The sequence below is a fragment of the Pectobacterium peruviense genome (genome assembly GCF_002847345.1).
In the GTDB taxonomy this organism is placed as follows: Bacteria; Pseudomonadota; Gammaproteobacteria; order Enterobacterales; family Enterobacteriaceae; genus Pectobacterium; species Pectobacterium peruviense.
The window spans coordinates 52,470-71,503 of record NZ_LXFV01000058.1 but is presented as its reverse complement, the minus strand read 5'-3'; the positions used below and the strand labels follow the sequence as shown (position 1 = coordinate 71,503).

Sequence of the window (19,034 nt, the reverse complement as noted above, 5' to 3'; positions counted from 1 at the left end):
ACATGAAAAACATTTATCTCGATAACAATGCCACCACTCGTCTCGATCCGATGGTGCTGGAAGCCATGATGCCATTCCTGACTGATTATTACGGTAATCCGTCGTCGATTCATGATTTCGGCACGCCCTGTCGCGGGGCGCTGGAGAAAGCGCGGCAGCAGGTTGCCAGCCTGCTAGGCGCACGTTATGACAGCGAAATCATCTTCACATCGTGTGCCACTGAAGCAACGTCCACCGCCATCCATTCCGCCGTGGCGTTGGCACCGGAACGGCGTGAGATCATCACTAGCGCGGTGGAACATCCCGCCACTCTGGAAGTCTGTGAACACCTTGCCAGACAAGGCTATACCATTCATCAGGTTGGTGTTTCTGCGCAGGGCGAACTGGATATGGCGCAATACCGCGCCCTGCTGAGTGACCGTGTCGCGCTGGTGACGATGATGTGGGCGAATAACGAAACCGGCGTATTGTTTCCTGTGCGTGAAATGGCATCGCTGGCACATGCACAGGGGGCGTTATTTCACTGTGACGCGGTACAGGCGGTCGGGAAAATCCCTATCGTGTTGTCGAGCTGTGACATCGACATGTTGTCTTGTTCGGCGCACAAAATTCATGGCCCGAAAGGGGTTGGATGCCTCTACCTACGCCGCTCTACTCGGTTTCGCCCGCTGCTGCGCGGTGGGCATCAAGAGCGTGGACGCCGTGCCGGCACTGAGAATATTGCGGGTATTGTCGGCATGGGCAGTGCCTGTGAATTGGCGGACGTGCATTTACCGATGATGAGTGCGGCGGTGGAACCCCTGCGTGACCGTTTACAAAAGGGGCTGGCGCAGGTGATTCCCAGCGTAATCGTGATGGGCGAGGGGCAACCACGCACGCCCAATACGCTCAATATTGCCTTCGAGTTTATTGAGGGAGAAGCCATTCTGCTGCTGCTCAATCATGTCGGTATTGCCGCCTCCAGCGGCAGCGCCTGCACGTCCGGCTCACTCGAACCCTCCCATGTGATGCGCGCTATGAATATTCCTTATACGGCCGCTCACGGCAGCATTCGTTTTTCGCTGTCGCGCTACACACGCGAGAAAGAGATCGATCAGGTGATTACGGCACTACCGCCGATTATTGAACGGCTGCGCACCCTGTCACCTTATTGGCAGCAAGGTAAGCCTCAGACGGTATCCGGCGGCGAGTTTATGCCGACCTATGGCTGATAAGGGGAACGGCATGGCGGATATCATTATCAATGACACTACGCTGCGTGATGGTGAGCAGAGCCCCGGCGTAGCGTTTCGCGCCAGCGAAAAACTGGCGATTGCCGAGGCATTAGTTGATGCCGGGTTGACCGCGTTGGAAGTCGGCACCCCCGCGATGGGAGGCGATGAACGCGCGCGTATTGCAGTTATTCGCCGCCGCCTGCCGGACACCGTGCTGATGACTTGGTGCCGGATGAATGCGCTGGAAATTCGGCAAAGTGCCGATCTGGGCATGAATTGGGTGGATATCTCTGTTCCCGCATCGGACCGGTTGCGCGAACAGAAGCTGCGTCAACCGCTCAACCCATTGTTGGTACAGCTTTCCTCGCTGATTGCTCAGGCTCGTCAGCAAGGGCTACATGTTTGCGTCGGCTGTGAAGATGCATCGCGCGCTAGCGATGACACTCTGCGTCAGATAGCGATCGCTGCTAGCGCGGCAGGGGCTGAACGGCTGCGCTTTGCGGATACGCTGGGCGTGCTTGATCCGTTCTCTACCTTTGCTCGTATCAGTACCTTGCGGCAAAACTGGGGAGGTGAGATTGAAATGCATGCGCATAACGATCTTGGGCTGGCCACGGCCAATACGCTGGCGGCGGTAGAGGCTGGCGTTTCCCATGTTAATACCACGGTGTTGGGTTTGGGGGAACGGGCAGGCAATGCTGCGCTGGAAACCGTGGCGTTAGCGCTGGAACGCTGTCTCGATCGTGACAGTGGCATCCGCTTCGCCCGCTTGCCCGCGCTGTGCCAACTGGTGGCAAGCGCGGCACAGCGCACCATCGACAAACAGCAGCCGCTGGTAGGGGAGCAGGTATTTACCCACGAATCAGGTGTGCATGTTGCAGCCTTGCTAAACGACAGTAGCAGTTATCAGGGCATCGATCCGGCGCTCATGGGGCGTGAGTTCCGTTTGGTTCTGGGTAAACATTCGGGACGGCAAGCGGTAGAGGGGATTTTTGCCCGTTTAGGTTTTCAACCGCAGGCGAGTGAGACGGAAGCGTTGCTGCGCAGCGTCCGCGCTTTTGCGGAAAACTGGAAGCGCAATCCTCTGGATTATGAATTGCTGGAGATGTATCGCGAACTGTGTGGCAGTGATGCGGTGATGGGGAGGGCAAACGATGGAATGGTTCTACCAGTTACCCGGCGTTAATGAGCTGGAGAGTGCCGAGGCCTTTTTTGATTTTTTTTCCGTGCCGTACGATCCCCATGCCCTGCAAATTTGTAGTTTATCGGTGCTGAGTGATTTCCACCGTCGTTTGCGTGCGGCGGTGCCACTGCGTAACACACTGGAGGCGGTGCAAGATGCTGACTGGCAGTTGGCACGTCGGCTATTGGCAGAAAGTTATCACTGCTACCAACCGGAGGTCACACCATGATACCGCGCTTTGCATTTGGCGATGCGGTGCGCGTCGTGCGTTCGTTGCGTAACGACGGCACCATGGCAGGCATGAAACGAGGTGAACTGCTGGTACGGCGCGGCACAGTAGGATATGTGCGTGAATGGGGCGTTTTTCTTCAGGACCAACTGATCTATCAGGTGCATTTCCTTGATAGCGATCGCGTTGTGGGGTGCCGCGAACAGGAGCTGATCGTGGCGGAAATACCGTGGAACGCCGGCATCTTTCAGTACGGTGATGGCGTTCACTGCAGGCAAACGCTTTCCATCAACGGCGAACAGGTGGTGGACGTTGGTCAGCGTGGGCAAATTTTCGCTACTGGTCAAGGAGAGCTGGGGGATTGCTACACGGTGATGTTTGGGGAACGCTGGTTTCAGGTCCCTGCCAGTGTTTTGGAACTGGCGGAGGAGGATCGCTGATGTTGGCCTGGCAGCGTTTTAGTGAATGGCGCCTGGCGCAAAAAATGTGGAACACCACACCGACGCAATTGCCGGTAGATCGCCAGCGGCTTCTCCAGCAGCAATTGGCTCGCCAGTTGCTGCTGGAACAAGCTGTGGTGGACGCGGCACAAAATAGCGTATCGACAGTGACGCCAGACCTCGTGCAGGCAGTAACACAGGAGCTGGAACCTGATTTACGGCAGTCTGGATTCTCTGCCGCCGAACGTACGGCGGTGATCCAGCACCATGTGCTGATGGCGGGACAGTTAGCGAGTATTTCCGAACAGGTGCCGTTGCCGACCTCCGCGGAGGTTGAGCAGTGGTATCGGCGTCATGCTGCTCGCTTTTGTCGTCCAGAACAGCGTTTGACTCGGCATCTTCTGCTGACCACGGGGGAAGACGATTCTGAGGCTATCAACAGGCAGCTTCTTGCGCTGCATCGCCAGCTACAATCGGACACCGCCGCGTTTGCGACGTTGGCCGAACGTCATTCCCAGTGTCCGACGGCGTTGGAAGGCGGATTGCTGGGGTGGGTCAGCCGCGGGTTGTTGTTTACGTCACTGGATCAGGCGCTATTTGCGCTACACGAAGGGGAATTAAGTGCCCCCATCGCGACCGATATAGGATGGCACCTGCTGTTATGTGAAGCGATCCGCCCAGAAACGCCGATGGCGCAGGAAGACGCGTTGGCAAAAGCCTACGATCACCTGTTGCTGCAACGTCAGAAAGAACAACAGCGCCAATGGTTAGCCCAGTTGGTGCCGAGTCGTGAGTAGAAATAAAAAGATAGAGAGCCTTAGGCTTCTACCTCAGACCGTTGACAAAACTGTTTACGGAACGAGAACGGGGGTAATGGGATAGAAGAGTAAAGCGTTTGCGCCATGGACAAAAGCGTCAGGAACGCTTTTGAACGTCGCTTGCGACGGCCCTGAAAGGGTGAATCTCAGGGATGAGATTCATATCTGCGCAATCCGAGCGTACAGGGATGTATTCACAGCGTCTTTACGATCTACCCATTATCACCGCTCAGCGTACTTTGTCAGCAAACCCAGGTGGAGTGCCTGAGGCCTCCACCTTTTAGCGGATCAGCCGATAGCGGGCTTGAGTGTTTCCAACCAGCTATCGAGCCGCTCATCCGTGAGATCGTACTGATTATCCTGATCTAGTACCAATCCGACAAACTGGTCGTCCACCAAGGCGGCTGAAGTGTTGAAATCATAACCAGCATTCGGCCAGGCACCGATTACCTTGGCACCGCAGGCGGTAACCACGTCATATAAGGTTTTCATCCCGCTGACAAAATTATCAGGATAGCCTTGCTGATCGCCTAATCCGAACAAGGCGACCGTCTTGTCAGCCAGCGCTTCATCAGGCAATTCAGCGATAAACTCTTGCCATGACTCGTTCTCACATCCCGCATTCATCCCCGGTAACTGGCCTTCACCCAGCGTCGGCGTGCCGAGCAGCAGAACCGAATAAGAGAGAAAACTGTCCAGAGAAGTGCGGTTGATATTGACCGGCGAATCCGCCGTGCCGCCCAATTTTTGATGAATCATTTTGGCGATCTTGCGGGTTTTCCCCGTATCGGTGCCAAAGAAAATACCAATGTTCGCCATAGTTCACTCCTGACTGATATTGAGAAGGATCGCCGCCGGAGGCGGCAGGTATCTGTACAGTGAAGTGCGAATATCATGCCAAATTTGGCATTGAGCGTTCTGGCGATATTTTGCACTTTTTTAGCGCGACGCTGCACTATTTCTGTACTGATTGAGGAGGCTAGTCAGGCCAGAAGATAGGGTTTTTACCTGATGCAGTAAGGATTCTACGTGGTTTAACGTTAAAACAGGGGGGGGCGATCAATCTTTAGGTTAGTTAATGAATAAAGGGCGCAGTGTTTGCATGGTTATTGGTGCCGGTAGTCGACCGGAGAAGGGTGTCGGTTCGTAGCACAAATTGTTGCGAACCTGACATGACGGCATCTGATGTTGTAAGGGTAGGCCATGACCATAAACCTGATAATGGAGTCTCTTCCGCAGGGGGAGATTGTCAGTCATTTATCGCGCCAGCATCCGGCGCTGTTCTCTACTGTTGTGGAGCAATCGTCAGTGGCGATCTCTGTGACCGATCCACAGGCGCGTATTGTGTACACCAATCCGGCATTTTGCCGTCTGACGGGTTTTCCTCTGTCTCAATTACTCGGGCAAAACCACCGTATTCTCGCCAGTCAGCAAACGCCCGGAGAAGTCTACAGCGATATGTGGCAGACCTTATTACAGGGTGCGGCCTGGCGAGGACAGTTGATTAATCGCCGACGGGATGGCTCCCTCTATCTGGCTGATATTGATATCACGCCGATCGTTAATGCACAGGGGGAGCTGGAACATTATCTGGCGATGCATAAAGACATTAGCGCCAGTTATGCCCTTGAACAGCGGTTGCGTAACCATATGACGCTTATGACTGCTGTGCTGAATAACATTCCTGCGGCGGTGGTGGTGGTTGATGATAACGACCGCGTCATTATGGATAACCTGGCCTATAAAACGCTGTGCGCCGATTGCGGTGGCAAAGAACTCTTGTCAGTACTGGAATATGGCAAAAATAAGAACGTGCTGCGTGAGGGAAAACCGTTGCCCGTGATGGTTCGCGGCTCGGTTCGTTGGCTGATGCTGGGAATGTGGGCATTACCTGGCGTCAATGAAGAAGCCAGCCGTTACTTCACGGACAGTGCGTTGCCGCGCACCTTGGTTGTGATTACCGATTGTACGGAGCAACAACAGCAGCAACAGCAAGGGCGACTCGATCGCCTGAAGCAGCAAATTGCTAATGGCATATTGCTGGCAGCAATCCGTGAATCACTGGGTGCTGCGATGGTGCAACTGAACTGTCCGCTCAACATGCTGGCTGCTGCACGGCGTTTAAACGGTGAAGATCATAGTAATGTCGCATTGGAGTCTGCATGGCGTGAGGGGGAAGAAGCCATGGCGCGGTTACAGGCGTGCCGACCTTCTCTGGCATTCGAACCCGAGGATGAGTGGTCGATAAAATCCCTGCTGGACGATCTGACGTCGTTATACCAGTCGCGCCTGAATCGTGACGATCGCTTGCAATATGAATTGCAGTCGCCGCAGTTGACTGTTTTCGGCCAACGAACGCAGGTGCTGGCGTGCCTTAGCCTATGGCTGGACCGCACGCTGGCGCTGGCGGCAGAAATTGCACCTTTTCAACTATCAATCCAGATTTATGCTCGCGAAGAGCGCGGTTGGCTGTCGATCTATCTGGAAGACAACGTACCGATGACGCAGGTCCGTTTTGCTCCCGCGCCAGCAACGCTGAGTTCACCGGGCAAGGGAATGGAACTTCGCCTGATTCAGACGCTGGTGGCCGATCATCAGGGTGCCATCGATCTGTCGGCGCACGCACAAGGCGGTACCTGCCTTATCCTGCGCTTTCCTCTCTCACCCTCTCTGGCTGGAGGTGCAAAATGACGCAGGCTCCTGAAACAAGCAACCTGACTTGGCGGTTCGATCTTTCTCAGCAGTTTACCGCCATACAGCGTATTAGCGCGGCATTGAGCCGGGCGACAGAGGTTCGCGAAGCACTACAGGCGGTGTTACGCGTGCTGCACGATGATGCATTCATGCAGCACGGCATGGTTTGTCTGTATGACAAACAGAATGGGGGGCTGTCGGTGGAGGCGCTGCATGAAGCCGATGAAAAACTGATCGCCAGCGGGACTCATGTTCGCTACCGCCCCGGTGAAGGACTAGTAGGGACGGTATTAGCACAGCATCAACCGCTGGTTTTGCCTCGGGTGGCTGACGATCAACGCTTTCTTGATAAACTGGGCCTGTACGATTACAACCTGCCGTTTATCGCAGTGCCGCTGTTTGGCATTGAATCTCAGCCGATTGGCGTGCTGGCTGCACAACCGATGGCACGCTACGAAGAGCGCTTGCCAGCGTGTACGCGCTTTCTGGAAACCGTGGCCAATCTGGTGGCGCAAACGGTGCGCCTGATGCAACCCGCCCGCCCGAGGTCGGTGCCAGAACCGGCGGTGACCACCGTACGGGCGAGAACCTGCGTCACGCCGCCGCGTTCCTACAGTTTCGACAACATGGTGGGAAAGAGTCAGGCAATGCGGCAAACCATGGAGGTTATTCGTCAGGTTTCACGCTGGGATACCACGGTGCTGGTTCAGGGTGAAAGCGGCACGGGTAAGGAGCTGGTGGCCAATGCTATCCATTACCATTCACCGCGTGCTGCCGCCCCATTCGTCAAATTCAACTGCGCTGCGCTGCCGGATAATCTGCTAGAAAGCGAATTGTTCGGTCATGAAAAAGGGGCCTTTACCGGTGCCGTGCGGCAGCGTAAAGGACGCTTCGAGTTAGCCGATGGCGGCACGCTGTTTCTTGATGAGATCGGTGAAAGTAGCGCCTCGTTTCAGGCCAAGTTACTGAGAATTTTGCAAGAAGGGGAGATGGAACGCGTTGGCGGCGATGAAACCATTCGGGTGGATGTCCGTATTATTGCGGCGACTAACCGTAATCTGGAAGAAGAGGTGAGGGCTGGCCATTTTCGTGAGGATCTCTATTACCGGCTGAATGTTATGCCGCTTGCGCTGCCTCCGCTGCGTGAACGGCAAGAGGACATTGCTGAACTCGCCGATTTTCTGGTGCAGAAAATCGGCCAACATCAGGGACGCCCTTTGCGGATAAGCGATGGAGCCATCCGCTTACTCATGGGCTATAGCTGGCCGGGCAACGTGCGTGAGCTGGAGAATTGTCTGGAACGTTCCGCCGTGATGTCAGAAAGCGGATTGATTGATCGTGATGTGATTATGTTTAACCATCGTGAGGTCGCGCCAAAAGCGACCAACATTTTACCTGCGCCGGATGAAGGCTGGTGCGATCCGTCTCTTGATGAACGGCAGCGGGTGATTGCCGCACTGGAGAAAACCGGTTGGGTACAGGCCAAGGCAGCGCGCTTGTTAGGTATGACACCGCGCCAGGTGGCTTATCGCATTCAGACGATGGATATCAATATGCATCGCCTGTGATTCCGATGAGACAGGATTGTGGCATATGCCACATTGTCGGCCTACTGCTGCAATCCTGACAAATTCGATGACGTGGAAATTTCGTATCTTCATGTTTTACATTGATTTTAATAGTCACGCTAAACGGTACGGCCTTTGCACCTCTCTGCCTATGACTTCGCAACCGTAGGCACTATTATGGCATCTTGTTCCTCCGCATCCGGCACGGTAGGCTGCCGATCAACGCTGGTTGATGGAATTACCCCGTTGCAGGCCAGCAAAGCTGCACACCATCCCTGCTATTCGGTGAGCGGTCATCACCGTTTTGCCCGTATGCATCTCGCAGTCGCGCCTGCATGTAATGTGCAATGTAATTACTGCAACCGTAAATACGATTGCAGTAATGAATCTCGTCCCGGCGTGGTATCGACGTTGTTAACGCCAGAGCAGGCGGTGGCGCAAGCACGGCAGGTTGCCGCCGCTATTCCTCAGCTTTCCGTCGTGGGGATCGCTGGGCCGGGCGATCCGCTGGCAAATATGAAACGGACTTTTAGCACATTACGGTTGCTGCGTGAGCAAATGCCGGATGTGAAGCTATGCCTTTCCACCAATGGACTGATGTTGCCTGAGGCCGTGGTGCCATTGCTGGATATCGGTGTGGATCACGTTACCGTGACGCTTAATACGTTAGACCCTACGGTAGCTGCTCGTATTTATGCCTGGCTGTGGCTGGAGGGAGAACGTTATACCGGGTTGGAGGCGGGCAGAATCCTGCTTGCGAAGCAAGAAGAGGGCATTCGCCGCCTGACGGAACATGGCGTGCTGGTCAAGATCAATTCCGTGTTGATCCCGGACATTAACGAGGCATCGATGCGGGCAGTGAGTGAAAAAGCACACAGCTGGGGCGCTTTTTTGCACAATATTATGCCGCTGATCGCCCGACCAGAACACGGCACGGTATTTGGCCTTGAAGGGCAAAGGGAACCGGATGCCGAATGCATGACGCGCGTACGGGCAGAGTGCGGTCAGGTGATGCCGCAAATGTCGCATTGTCAACAATGTCGCGCGGATGCTATCGGCATGCTAGGCGATGATCGCAGCCAGCAATTTCCTCTATCTGCACTACCAGAAAAACCACAGCCGTATTTACCCCTGCTCCATCAGCGTGCTCAATTGCACGCCAGCATTGCATCACAAGGAGAATCTGAAGAGCCGGAAGCCTGTCTGGTCGCCGTAGCGTCCTCGCATGGCGAGGTGATCGACCTGCACTTTGGCCACGCCGAACGTTTCCAGATCTACAGCCTGTCACCCGCTGGTGTGGTACTGGTGAACGAGCGTTTTACCCCTAAATACTGCCACGGAGAAGGGGCGTGCCCGCCGGAGGAAAATACGGAGCGCTTGAGCGCACTGCTGGCACTTTTGGCGGATGTTGATGCGGTGTTTTGTGCCCGTATTGGCTTTGAACCATGGAATAAGTTGGAACAACAGGGAATCCAACCCTGCATTGAGGGCGCCTGGCAAAATGTTACTGAAGTGCTGACAGCCTGGTGGCAACAGCGACAGGGAGAACGGCTGAATGAGCAAAAGGATAAGGGAGCGGCGTGATGCCACAGGCTCAATGCTGGCTACGGCGCTTATGGGCGCAATATGAGAGAGGTTCTGGCTGTTTTGCGCAACACATGGGATTGTCACTGTCGGAGTGGCAGCGTCTCCTTGAATGTATGGACGCCGTACCGTCGGTAAATTGCCCTGAACGTGAGCAGCGCTATGCGCTGCTGAACGAATTGCAGTCGCCTCGCACCGAGGAACGTGAACAACTGGCGGACTGGCTGTACGAGCATATGTCCCGTGATGCGGCACCGATGCACCGCATTATTGCCAGCGCCTCGTTGGGATTTAATCATCTGTGGCAGGATTTAGGGTTAGATTCACGCAATGAACTGCGCGAATTGATGACAGACTGTTTTCCCTCTTTAGTGGTGATGAACGCCACTAACATGCGTTGGAAGAAATTCTTTTACCGCCAACGTTGTCTGCACAGTAAGGGGGAGCTGATCTGCCGTTCCCCAAGCTGCGATGACTGCTGCGAGTGGGCACACTGCTTTGCGCCCGAGGTGTGAACGTGTCGGCAGCAGCCGTTAGGGGTTGAGCGAACGATTCATCGCCACGATATCTTCATGAGTAGGATTTGCACCCAATTTGCCAAACAACTCTGGTAGGCGATCTCGCTTCGATGCCGCCTCCCCCCTAACGGCTGCTGCCAGGCCTTTCTTCATCGTTTCCGCATCGTAATCGCAGCAGTACGCTGGTGTTGACGGCTGTTGCCTCCATGATTCTTCCAGGGAGCCTGCATCGATAGCATCGAAGCCCGTGTTATCCACCAAATTCATGACAATCTGTTTTAACGTGGCGTTATCGCCCGCTACGGCAATAGCCAAACGTGATGCCGAACCTTTTGGCGTCCCAAGCTCTGCAAGCGACCAGGCGAGAATGTTGTTGAAAGCTTTGATTACGGGATGTGAGAGTTGTTGCGACACCCATACGCTCTCAGTCATACCGTCATCAATTTCAGGAATAAGCGGGTCGCGTAAGCCAGGGTAATAGTTGCTGGTATCGATTAGCGGTACCGCTTCGGGAAGGTCATCAAAAAAACCGTTTGGCAGCGATGCCAGTGCCGGTAGTGGGATTGACAAAATGATAGCGTCGGCTCCCTTAACTGCACCATAGACGTCCACTGCCGTAGCCCCGATTTCATCGGCAAAGCTCTGAACGCCATGAATGCCTTTGGAATTCGCAACGCGTACCTGATGGCCCGCGGCTATAAGCTTGCGAGCAAGGGTTCCGCCAATATTGCCTGTCCCGATAATGCCTATTTCCATGTTTTTTGCCTCGTGTTATTAAGGTAAGCTGATTGTTCTGGTTATATTAGGGTGTACGGATTAATGTAACAAGAACACACCAATAAGCGAGTAACACCCAAAAAGGTAAGTATGAAGAAAGAACGTGTCTGGAACTGTGAGGATCCCCAGCAGCGGCTGGTATGGGCGGCGGCGACCACCGAGGCGCTTCGGGTACTGGAGGGAAAGTGGAAAATCATCATCATCTGTCAACTCTTTGCGGCCAAGGGCCCGATACGCTTTTCTGACCTGGAGCGCTTGGTTGAAGGGGTTAACCAGAAGATGCTGATTCAGCAGCTTCGGCAACTGGAGAGCGATGGCATAGTCATACGTACAATTTATCCTCAAGTGCCACCCAGAGTTGAATATACGCTGAGCGACATGGGCATTGCCTTGGGGCCAGCGATGGAAGCATTGATCGACTGGGCTGAAGAGAGGCGCCGTATTATGGATATAAAATCTGAGGCAAGATAATCCATGAGGATATGTTGCCTTACGATGACTTTACATGCGGGTTTCCATACCCGATCTTGACCTTTTGATTTCATACTAAGCGCGTCATTGCTTTCATTCTTCTTAGACCCACACGAGCATTAAGACCGCGTTTTATACGCCCATCACACGAGCCATGATGGCCTGATGTAACCAGCGTGGCGTGGCCCAGGTCAGCAATGTAATTGCTTTATTTCCCATACCCGGAACAACGCTCATTCGCCCAGCCTGAAGCGCACGGATGCCAGCCTGAACAACCGGTTTAGGCTGCATCATTACCCCTTTTAATAGAGGCGTTATTTTCTGGTTGGCGACGGTAGCAAAGCCGGTATCAGACATACCTGGGCAAAGCGCGGTGACAATGATGCCATCGTTTTTAAGCTCACGATGCAGAGCATCGGAGAACCTGAGCACATACGCTTTCGCTGCTGAGTAAACGGCAAAATTCTTTACGCCCTGATACGACAGCAGGCTGGCGACCATCAAAATATGTCCTTTCCGCCTGACGCGCATATCTTCCGCAAAGAGCCGAGTCATTGCTGTCAAACTTGCGATATCCAGATTGATCATATCCAGTGCGTCATCCAGCGGTTGATCCAAAAAGCTGCCCTGCAAACCATGGCCAGCATTGTTAATTAATATATCAACCACAATATTTTGTTCCCGCAGTCGACTGTGCAAATCGCTGATTGCGGTAATTACGGAAAGATCGGCCTGTTCAACCATCACATTAATCTTAAAACGCTCCCGCAATTCCGCTGCCAGCAATTCAAGCTTATTGAGCCGTCGTGCCACCAGGATGAGTGATTTTCCCTGTGCGGCATATTGACGGGCGAACTCTTCACCAAATCCGCTTGAAGCCCCAGTGATGAGCACCCATGCATTGCTTTTTGCTGTCATGTTAATCACTCCGGTTGTTTATTGTGAACGGTGCAGGTACTCGTCGATGGCTGTCTATGCACCGGTACATGGGGATCTTAGGGTGTCTGCGCCATGGCTTCTGGAGGCTGCCAGCCGCCGCCGAGCGCTTTGAATGCGGCGACCGCTGCGCGTGCAGATTCTGCCTGAGCCTGCGCTCTGGCGTCGGAAGTCTGCAACAGGGTTTCATCGTTGTGCAGGACGTCAATCAGGCTTGCTGTCCCTTTCTGGTAAGCGATGAAAGATGACTGGCGTGCGCTAGCCAACGCGGTTTCGCCTGCGGTTAATGTTGCTGTCTGTGTCTCGCGATTGAGCAGTGCCGATAGCGCGTTCTCAACGTCTTCGGTCGCGCTTAAGACTGACAGACGGTAAGCTGCCAATGCTTCGGCTTCTTGTCCCTTAGCCTGATCGATCTGAGCGTTAATGCGGCCGAAATCGAAGAGTCGCCAGCGCAGCCCCAATACACCCGTCGATTGGCTGGCACCGTTGGAGAACAGATTGCCGCTCGACACCGATGTTGCGCTGCCGATCAAGGCATTGAGTGAGAATTTAGGATAATACTCGCTGATGGCGACCCCGATGCGCGCGTTGGATGCCGCGAGATGGCGTTCGGCTACGATAATATCGGGTCTGCGACGCAGCAGGTCGGCAGGTGTCCCTGTTGATATGCGCTGTGGGGGCTGTGGAATGGCGCTCGAAGAAGCCAACTGAGTGCGATGGGTTCCAGGAGGCGTGCCGAGCATGACGTCCAGCGCGTTCATCGCGGTATCTATCCCGGTTTGGAGAACGGGCACGGTTGCCTGAACCTGTGAAAGCGTGCCTTCGGTCTGGCGGACTTGATACTCTGCGGCGAGCCCTTTGCTGTGGAGTAGCTGTACCTTGTCTAGCAATTCTTGCTGCGTATTAACCTGCCGATTGGCGATCTCCAGGCGAGTTTGTAATCCGCGCAGGGTGATATAAATATCGGCAGTCTGCGCGGCGACGGCCAACCGTGTGGCTGCGACGCCAGCCTCTGAAGCTTGATAGTCAGCCAGTGCTGCCTGACGATCGCGCCTCAGACCACCGAATATATCAAGCTCCCAGCTTGCGTTAAGATCGGTTTCATAAGCATTCCCATAACGATTATAGCCAGGCGTAGCGCTGAGTAACCGACCTTGTGGCGTTTCAATCGACTGATAAGCGCGAGCCGCTTGTCCGCTGATATTGCCCGATGGCAGTAGAGCGGCTGTTGCCGTACTAAGCCCGGCGCGTGTCTGAATCATTCGCGCGGACGCCTGAGCTAAATCAAGATTCTGTGCAAGTGCGCTTGAAACTAACGTATTCAGTAAGGGATCATTGAAGCTTTCCCACCAGACCGAAAAGGTAGCAGCCTGAGTCGCGTTCCCTAGTTTTGGTATGGATTGATTGGATATGGATTGATTTGCGACAGATTGCTGGACGGCGGATTGAGTCTGATAACGATCCGGTAGCGGAGCATCTGGGCGATGATAATCCGGTCCAACCGCGCAGCCCGCCATTACGCTAGCGGCCACAACCAAGGCAAGGGGATGGAGGGATGACATAGTAATTCCTTGAGCCAAAAATAATGTGACCATATTACGTATTGGTCACTCGTTGTCAATCAAGACCCGATGAGCTAAGCTTGAAACATGACTACACATATGAATACACATCCCCCACGTGGCCCGTCGGACCATAGCGTCCGCGATCAGATTGTGGACGCTGCCACTGAGCACTTCGGGCATTTTGGATATGAAAAGACTGCCGTGTCCGATCTGGCCAAAGCGATTGGCTTTTCTAAGGCATACATCTACAAATTTTTTGATTCCAAACAGGCTATCGGCGAGGTGATCTGCGCTAACCGGCTGGCGATGATTATGGATATTGTCAATTCAGCGATCGTAGATGCGCCAACGGCTTCAGAAAAACTGAGACGCTTGTTCAGAGCCTTGACAGAAGCGTGTAGCGACTTATTTTTTCATGACCGCAAGATTTATGACATTGCCGCTGTGTCCTCTCGCGACCGGTGGCCTTCAGCTGCGATATATGAAGAAAATCTACGCCAGCTTATTCAGCAAATTCTTCTTGAGGGACGACAATCCGGCGAATTTGAACGCAAGACGCCGTTGGATGAGGCGGCGAATGCGATCTATCTGGTTATGCACCCTTATATCAGTCCTGTTCAATTGCAATACAATCTGGATACGGCAGCGTCAGCGGCGGTGTTACTGTCGTCGTTGATATTACGTAGCCTGGCACCTTAAAAATGTGACCATTGACAATATTGGTCACTAGTTGGAGAATGCGGTTTCTGTCCTGTTCATGTAATAAGGGAACCCATGCTTCGTCTCAAATCTGCCACTATCGCTGTTTGCCTGTTGCCTCTCGCCCTGGTGGCGTGCGGCGACGCTTCCAACGTTGACGATCCACGCAATCAGCCTCCTTTAGTAAGAACGGCTACCGTGGTGAGCGCAGCTGAGATTTCCCGCTCGTTTACTGGCGTTGTCGTCGCCCGAATTCAAAGTGACCTTGGTTTTCGGGTGCAAGGAAAAATCCTTGAACGTCTGGTCGATACCGGTGAAAGCGTCAAACGTGGTCAACCGTTGATGCGTTTGGACCCTATCGATCTCAGTTTGCAGGCACAGGCCCAGCAGCAGGCTGTGACCGCTGCCCGGGCTCGTGCCAGACAGGCTACCGATGACGAAGCACGCTATCGAGGTTTGGTTGCCGCAGGTGCCATATCTGCTTCAGCTTACGATCAGATAAAGGCGGCTGCTGAGACCGCGAAAGCGGAGCTGAGTGCGGCGCAGGCTCAGGCAGATGTGGCGCGTAATGCGACGGGGTATGCCGTTTTGATGGCCGACGCCGATGGCGTGGTGGTAGACACGCTGGCTGAGCCAGGGCAGGTGGTCAGCGCGGGGCAGCCTGTCGTCCGACTGGCGCGTGCAGGGCAACGCGAGGCTGTCGTTCATTTGCCTGAGACGCTGCGCCCTGTGGTCGGTAGCGAGGCGATGGCAATATTATACGGTTCCGCTAAGCCATTAATTCCCGCGAAACTGCGGCTGCTGTCCGATGCGGCCGACCCTCAGACGCGCACGTTTGAAGCAAGATATGTGCTTGAAGGCACGCTGGCGAATGCACCGCTTGGCTCCACCGTCACGCTCAATATTGCTGAAGGTAAGTTACCTGAGCAGGTTCTTCAGGTGCCTATCGCCGCGATTTATGATGCGGGGAAAGGGCCGGGTGTGTGGGGGATTTCAGGCAAAACCGCCAAAGTGTCCTGGCATCCTGTTCAGGTGATTGGGTTGGGGGATGACACGGCGAGAGTGACTAGCGGCCTACAGCCCGGTGAACAGATTGTGGCTTTAGGTGCCCATCTGTTGCATGACGGTGAGGCCATCCGAACGGTTGCACAAGGTGATGTCAGCGTCGCTGGGAGTCAACCATGAGTGAGGGGCGATTCAATCTTTCGGCACTCGCCGTCCGCGAGCGCTCAATCACCTTATTTCTTATCATCCTGATTACGGTAGCCGGTATTCTTTCGTTCTTCGAACTGGGTCGAGCGGAAGATCCACCGTTTACGGTCAAGCAGATGACGATTATTTCTGCCTGGCCGGGTGCCACCGCGCAGGAAATGCAGGATCAGGTCGCCGAACCGCTTGAGAAACGTATGCAGGAGCTCAAGTGGTATGACCGCAGTGAGACGTACACGCGCCCTGGACTGGCTTTTACCATGCTGTCATTGCAGGACGGTACACCGCCTTCACAGGTGCAGGAAGAATTTTATCAGGCGCGTAAGAAGCTCGGCGATGAGGCGAAGAATCTGCCAGCAGGCGTGATCGGACCAATGGTTAACGATGAATTCTCCGATGTTACTTTTGCGCTCTTTGCGCTGAAGGCGAAAGGGGAGCCGCAGCGTCTGCTCGTTCGCGATGCGGAGTCGTTGCGGCAGCGTCTGCTTCATGTCCCTGGTGTGAAAAAGGTCAATATCATTGGAGAGCAGGCTGAACGCATCTTCGTCTCGTTTTCGCATGACCGACTGGCAACGCTGGGCATTTCCCCTCAGGATATTTTCTCCGCGCTGAATAGCCAGAACGTACTGACGCCTGCCGGTTCGATTAATACCAGCGGGCCGCAGGTCTTTATCCGTCTGGATGGCGCTTTTGACACACTGGAGAAGATCCGCGAAACGCCGATTGTCGCGCAGGGAAGGGCACTGAAACTCTCGGATGTCGCGACGGTTGAACGTGGCTACGAAAACCCTGCAACCTTTTTGGTTCGTAATCAGGGTGAGCCAGCGCTGTTAATGGGCGTCGTGATGCGTGATGGCTGGAATGGCCTGGATTTGGGTCAGGCATTGGATACCGAGACGACCAAAATCAATGAAGGCATGCCACTTGGCATGACGTTTACGAAAGTCACCGATCAGTCCGTGAATATCAGTTCGTCCGTCGACGAGTTCATGATCAAATTTTTCGTCGCGCTGCTTGTGGTGATGGTGGTCTGTTTCATCAGTATGGGATGGCGAGTCGGCGTTGTTGTTGCGGCAGCGGTGCCGTTGACGCTGGCTATTGTATTTGTGGTGATGGAGGCTTCAGGCAAAAACTTCGACCGTATTACACTGGGTTCCTTGATCCTGGCGCTGGGATTGCTGGTGGATGATGCCATCATCGCCATCGAAATGATGGTCGTGAAAATGGAAGAGGGATACGACCGCGTTAAAGCCTCGGCCTATGCCTGGAGTCATACGGCGGCACCGATGCTGGCTGGTACGCTGGTGACGGCTGTCGGTTTTATGCCCAACGGTTTCGCGCAATCCACCGCCGGTGAGTACACCAGCAATATGTTCTGGATTGTGGGTATCGCTCTGATTGCTTCATGGGTTGTGGCGGTGGTGTTTACGCCTTATCTGGGCGTGAAGATGTTGCCGAACATCAAAATGGTTGAGGGGGGGCACGCCGCCATCTACAACACGCGTCATTACAACCGCTTTCGCCAGTTGCTGGCGCACGTCATTGCCCGTAAATGGGTAGTGGCGGGCGCAGTGATCGCCGTCTTTACTGTCGCGATCTTAGGCATGGGACTGGTGAAAAAACAATTTTTCCCGACCTCCGATCGCCCTGAGGTCTTGGTAGAAGTGCAGATGCCTTATGGCACCTCCATTGAACAGACTAGTGCGGCGGCGGCGAAGATAGAAGATTGGCTGAGCAAGCAGGAAGAGGCAAAAATCGTTACGTCTTACATTGGGCAAGGTTCACCACGTTTCTTCCTTGCTATGGCGCCAGAACTGCCCGATCCGTCGTTTGCGAAGATTGTTGTGCGGACGGATAACCCAGAAGCACGCGAGGCGCTGAAGTTTCGACTTCGTGAAGTTGCTGCTGAGGGGCTGGTACCTGAAGCGCGTGTCCGCGTGACGCAACTGGTGTTTGGTCCGTATTCTCCCTATCCGGTGGCCTACCGTGTCATGGGGCCGGATCCAGCTCAGCTACGCGAGATTGCAGGCAAGGTAGAAAAGGTGATGCTGGAAAGCCCGATGATGAGAACCGTCAACACCGACTGGGGCACGAAGGTACCGACGCTGCATTTTACGCTCAATCAGGATCGCCTACAGGCGGTGGGATTGACATCGAATGCCGTTGCTCAGCAGCTTCAGTTCCTGCTCTCGGGCGTTCCAATCACGTCTGTGCGTGAAGATATCCGTTCGGTGCAAGTGATGGCACGCGCGGCGGGGAATATCCGACTCGATCCTGAAAAGATAGCAGGCTTTACTTTGGTGGGTTCTGCCGGTCAGCGTATTCCTTTGTCACAGATAGGGGATGTCGGTGTGCAGATGGAAGACCCTATTCTGCGCCGTCGCGATCGTACCCCGACGCTCACCGTGCGCGGTGATATCGCTGAAAACCTGCAACCACCGGATGTCTCGACGGCGATCCTGAAACAGTTACAGCCGGTCATCAATACACTACCGGCCGGATACCGTATTGAGCAGGCTGGGCCAATTGAGGAGTCGGCAAAAGCCACTGGGGCGATGGCACCGCTGTTCCCTATCATGATTGCCATGACGCTGTTGATAATCATTCTACAGGTGCGCTCGATGTCGGCGATGGTGATGGTTTTCCTCACCGCGCCACTGGGGCTGATTGGGGTGGTGCCAACGCTGCTGATCTTCAACCAGCCGTTTGGCATCAATACGCTTGTGGGACTGATTGCGCTGTCGGGCATCCTGATGCGTAACACCTTGATCCTGATAGGGCAGATCCATCACAACGAGCAGGAAGGATTGGCGCCGTTCCACGCGGTGGTGGAAGCGACAGTGCAGCGAGCTCGGCCAGTGTTGCTCACGGCGATGGCCGCCATACTGGCGTTTATCCCGCTGACGCATTCTGTCTTCTGGGGAACGCTGGCTTATACCCTGATTGGTGGGACGTTTGGTGGGACTATCATCACACTGGTATTCCTGCCTGCGATGTATGCCATCTGGTTCAAAATACGTCCTGATCATCAAGCGTATACCGATAAACCAGTCTCGGTATAAACGGTGCTGATACAGAAAATGATCGGTAATAACAATACATTGTAGCGATCCCTCTCTACATTTTTGT

General features: G+C 54.3%; 17 protein-coding genes. 13 read left to right on the top strand and 4 right to left on the bottom strand.

Features of this window, described 5'->3' with window-relative positions; all coding sequences use genetic code 11:
• Positions 1-2 precede the first annotated feature (2 nt).
• Genes nifS through nifM form a run of 5 tightly spaced genes read left to right on the top strand, consistent with a single transcriptional unit; the run spans position 3 to position 3,863 of the window.
• Positions 3-1,211 carry a cysteine desulfurase NifS gene (nifS, locus tag A0G03_RS20995; protein ID WP_048259553.1) on the top strand — a complete coding sequence of 403 codons (1,209 nt, stop codon included), beginning with the start codon at positions 3-5 and terminating at the stop codon, positions 1,209-1,211.
• A gap of 13 nt (positions 1,212-1,224) precedes the next feature.
• Entirely contained in the window at positions 1,225-2,400 is a 1,176-nt protein-coding gene (gene nifV / locus A0G03_RS20990; RefSeq protein WP_048259554.1) for a homocitrate synthase, read from the top strand.
• Positions 2,369-2,626: a nitrogenase-stabilizing/protective protein NifW gene (locus A0G03_RS20985; protein ID WP_048259555.1), complete on the top strand. Its 258-nt coding sequence runs from the start codon at positions 2,369-2,371 to the stop codon at positions 2,624-2,626. The genes nifV and A0G03_RS20985 overlap by 32 nt, the downstream gene beginning before the upstream one ends.
• On the top strand, positions 2,623-3,066 hold the full coding sequence (locus A0G03_RS20980) for a nitrogen fixation protein NifZ (RefSeq protein WP_048259556.1): 444 nt from the start codon (positions 2,623-2,625) through the stop codon (positions 3,064-3,066). Before A0G03_RS20985 ends, A0G03_RS20980 begins: the two co-directional genes overlap by 4 nt.
• Positions 3,066-3,863: a nitrogen fixation protein NifM gene (gene nifM, locus A0G03_RS20975; protein ID WP_048259557.1), complete on the top strand. Its 798-nt coding sequence runs from the start codon at positions 3,066-3,068 to the stop codon at positions 3,861-3,863. Before A0G03_RS20980 ends, nifM begins: the two co-directional genes overlap by 1 nt.
• Before the next feature lie 309 nt (positions 3,864-4,172).
• Here the strand turns inward: nifM and A0G03_RS20970 are convergent, their stop codons facing one another.
• Positions 4,173-4,703 (bottom strand): flavodoxin, encoded by a 531-nt coding sequence (locus A0G03_RS20970; RefSeq protein WP_048259558.1) that lies wholly within the window; start codon positions 4,701-4,703, stop codon positions 4,173-4,175.
• A gap of 384 nt (positions 4,704-5,087) precedes the next feature.
• On the opposite strand from A0G03_RS20970, the gene nifL reads away from it, so the two are divergent.
• The 4 genes from nifL (at position 5,088) to A0G03_RS20950 (ending at position 10,245) form a co-directional block, all read left to right on the top strand.
• A complete protein-coding gene (nifL, locus tag A0G03_RS20965) occupies positions 5,088-6,575 on the top strand; it encodes a nitrogen fixation negative regulator NifL (RefSeq protein ID WP_048259559.1) in 1,488 nt (495 codons plus the stop codon).
• A complete protein-coding gene (nifA, locus tag A0G03_RS20960) occupies positions 6,572-8,146 on the top strand; it encodes a nif-specific transcriptional activator NifA (RefSeq protein WP_048259560.1) in 1,575 nt (524 codons plus the stop codon). The genes nifL and nifA overlap by 4 nt, the downstream gene beginning before the upstream one ends.
• Before the next feature lie 177 nt (positions 8,147-8,323).
• Positions 8,324-9,730, top strand: a complete 1,407-nt coding sequence (gene nifB, locus A0G03_RS20955; RefSeq protein WP_048259561.1) for a nitrogenase cofactor biosynthesis protein NifB — start codon at positions 8,324-8,326, stop codon at positions 9,728-9,730.
• Complete coding sequence (locus tag A0G03_RS20950) at positions 9,730-10,245, top strand: nitrogen fixation protein NifQ (protein ID WP_048259562.1); 516 nt, start codon at positions 9,730-9,732, stop codon at positions 10,243-10,245. Before nifB ends, A0G03_RS20950 begins: the two co-directional genes overlap by 1 nt.
• Before the next feature lie 18 nt (positions 10,246-10,263).
• Here A0G03_RS20950 and A0G03_RS20945 read toward each other — a convergent pair whose 3' ends face one another.
• Positions 10,264-11,004 carry an NADPH-dependent F420 reductase gene (locus A0G03_RS20945; RefSeq protein WP_048259563.1) on the bottom strand — a complete coding sequence of 247 codons (741 nt, stop codon included), beginning with the start codon at positions 11,002-11,004 and terminating at the stop codon, positions 10,264-10,266.
• A 111-nt stretch (positions 11,005-11,115) separates the two neighbouring features.
• Here A0G03_RS20945 and A0G03_RS20940 point away from each other — a divergent pair, with 111 nt between their 5' ends.
• A complete protein-coding gene (locus tag A0G03_RS20940) occupies positions 11,116-11,496 on the top strand; it encodes a winged helix-turn-helix transcriptional regulator (protein WP_048259564.1) in 381 nt (126 codons plus the stop codon).
• A 132-nt stretch (positions 11,497-11,628) separates the two neighbouring features.
• Here A0G03_RS20940 and A0G03_RS20935 read toward each other — a convergent pair whose 3' ends face one another.
• Together A0G03_RS20935 and A0G03_RS20930 are read right to left on the bottom strand one after the other, a co-directional pair.
• Positions 11,629-12,414 (bottom strand): SDR family NAD(P)-dependent oxidoreductase, encoded by a 786-nt coding sequence (locus A0G03_RS20935; RefSeq protein WP_048259565.1) that lies wholly within the window; start codon positions 12,412-12,414, stop codon positions 11,629-11,631.
• Positions 12,415-12,491: 77 nt separating this feature from the next.
• Complete coding sequence (locus tag A0G03_RS20930) at positions 12,492-13,994, bottom strand: efflux transporter outer membrane subunit (RefSeq protein ID WP_048259566.1); 1,503 nt, start codon at positions 13,992-13,994, stop codon at positions 12,492-12,494.
• 87 nt (positions 13,995-14,081) lie between these two features.
• On the opposite strand from A0G03_RS20930, the gene A0G03_RS20925 reads away from it, so the two are divergent.
• The 3 genes from A0G03_RS20925 (at position 14,082) to A0G03_RS20915 (ending at position 18,967) form a co-directional block, all read left to right on the top strand.
• Positions 14,082-14,696 (top strand): TetR/AcrR family transcriptional regulator, encoded by a 615-nt coding sequence (locus A0G03_RS20925; protein ID WP_048259567.1) that lies wholly within the window; start codon positions 14,082-14,084, stop codon positions 14,694-14,696.
• Between the two features lie 75 nt (positions 14,697-14,771).
• On the top strand, positions 14,772-15,881 hold the full coding sequence (locus A0G03_RS20920; RefSeq protein WP_048259568.1) for an efflux RND transporter periplasmic adaptor subunit: 1,110 nt from the start codon (positions 14,772-14,774) through the stop codon (positions 15,879-15,881).
• Complete coding sequence (locus A0G03_RS20915; RefSeq protein WP_048259569.1) at positions 15,878-18,967, top strand: efflux RND transporter permease subunit; 3,090 nt, start codon at positions 15,878-15,880, stop codon at positions 18,965-18,967. The genes A0G03_RS20920 and A0G03_RS20915 overlap by 4 nt, the downstream gene beginning before the upstream one ends.
• Positions 18,968-19,034 lie beyond the last annotated feature (67 nt).

Bases quoted from the DNA above. Each gene is read 5' to 3' on its own strand.
- nifB (WP_048259561.1), top strand. From the start codon at position 8,324: ATGGCATCTTGTTCCTCCGCATCCGGCACGGTAGGCTGCCGATCAACG.
- A0G03_RS20940 (WP_048259564.1), top strand. From the start codon at position 11,116: ATGAAGAAAGAACGTGTCTGGAACTGTGAGGATCCCCAGCAGCGGCTG.
- A0G03_RS20980 (WP_048259556.1), top strand. From the start codon at position 2,623: ATGATACCGCGCTTTGCATTTGGCGATGCGGTGCGCGTCGTGCGTTCG.
- A0G03_RS20920 (WP_048259568.1), top strand. From the start codon at position 14,772: ATGCTTCGTCTCAAATCTGCCACTATCGCTGTTTGCCTGTTGCCTCTC.
- A0G03_RS20925 (WP_048259567.1), top strand. From the start codon at position 14,082: ATGACTACACATATGAATACACATCCCCCACGTGGCCCGTCGGACCAT.
- nifL (WP_048259559.1), top strand. From the start codon at position 5,088: ATGACCATAAACCTGATAATGGAGTCTCTTCCGCAGGGGGAGATTGTC.
- A0G03_RS20950 (WP_048259562.1), top strand. From the start codon at position 9,730: ATGCCACAGGCTCAATGCTGGCTACGGCGCTTATGGGCGCAATATGAG.
- nifV (WP_048259554.1), top strand. From the start codon at position 1,225: ATGGCGGATATCATTATCAATGACACTACGCTGCGTGATGGTGAGCAG.
- nifM (WP_048259557.1), top strand. From the start codon at position 3,066: ATGTTGGCCTGGCAGCGTTTTAGTGAATGGCGCCTGGCGCAAAAAATG.
- A0G03_RS20970 (WP_048259558.1), bottom strand. From the start codon at position 4,703: ATGGCGAACATTGGTATTTTCTTTGGCACCGATACGGGGAAAACCCGC.
- A0G03_RS20945 (WP_048259563.1), bottom strand. From the start codon at position 11,004: ATGGAAATAGGCATTATCGGGACAGGCAATATTGGCGGAACCCTTGCT.
- A0G03_RS20935 (WP_048259565.1), bottom strand. From the start codon at position 12,414: ATGACAGCAAAAAGCAATGCATGGGTGCTCATCACTGGGGCTTCAAGC.
- nifA (WP_048259560.1), top strand. From the start codon at position 6,572: ATGACGCAGGCTCCTGAAACAAGCAACCTGACTTGGCGGTTCGATCTT.
- nifS (WP_048259553.1), top strand. From the start codon at position 3: ATGAAAAACATTTATCTCGATAACAATGCCACCACTCGTCTCGATCCG.
- A0G03_RS20915 (WP_048259569.1), top strand. From the start codon at position 15,878: ATGAGTGAGGGGCGATTCAATCTTTCGGCACTCGCCGTCCGCGAGCGC.
- A0G03_RS20985 (WP_048259555.1), top strand. From the start codon at position 2,369: ATGGAATGGTTCTACCAGTTACCCGGCGTTAATGAGCTGGAGAGTGCC.
- A0G03_RS20930 (WP_048259566.1), bottom strand. From the start codon at position 13,994: ATGTCATCCCTCCATCCCCTTGCCTTGGTTGTGGCCGCTAGCGTAATG.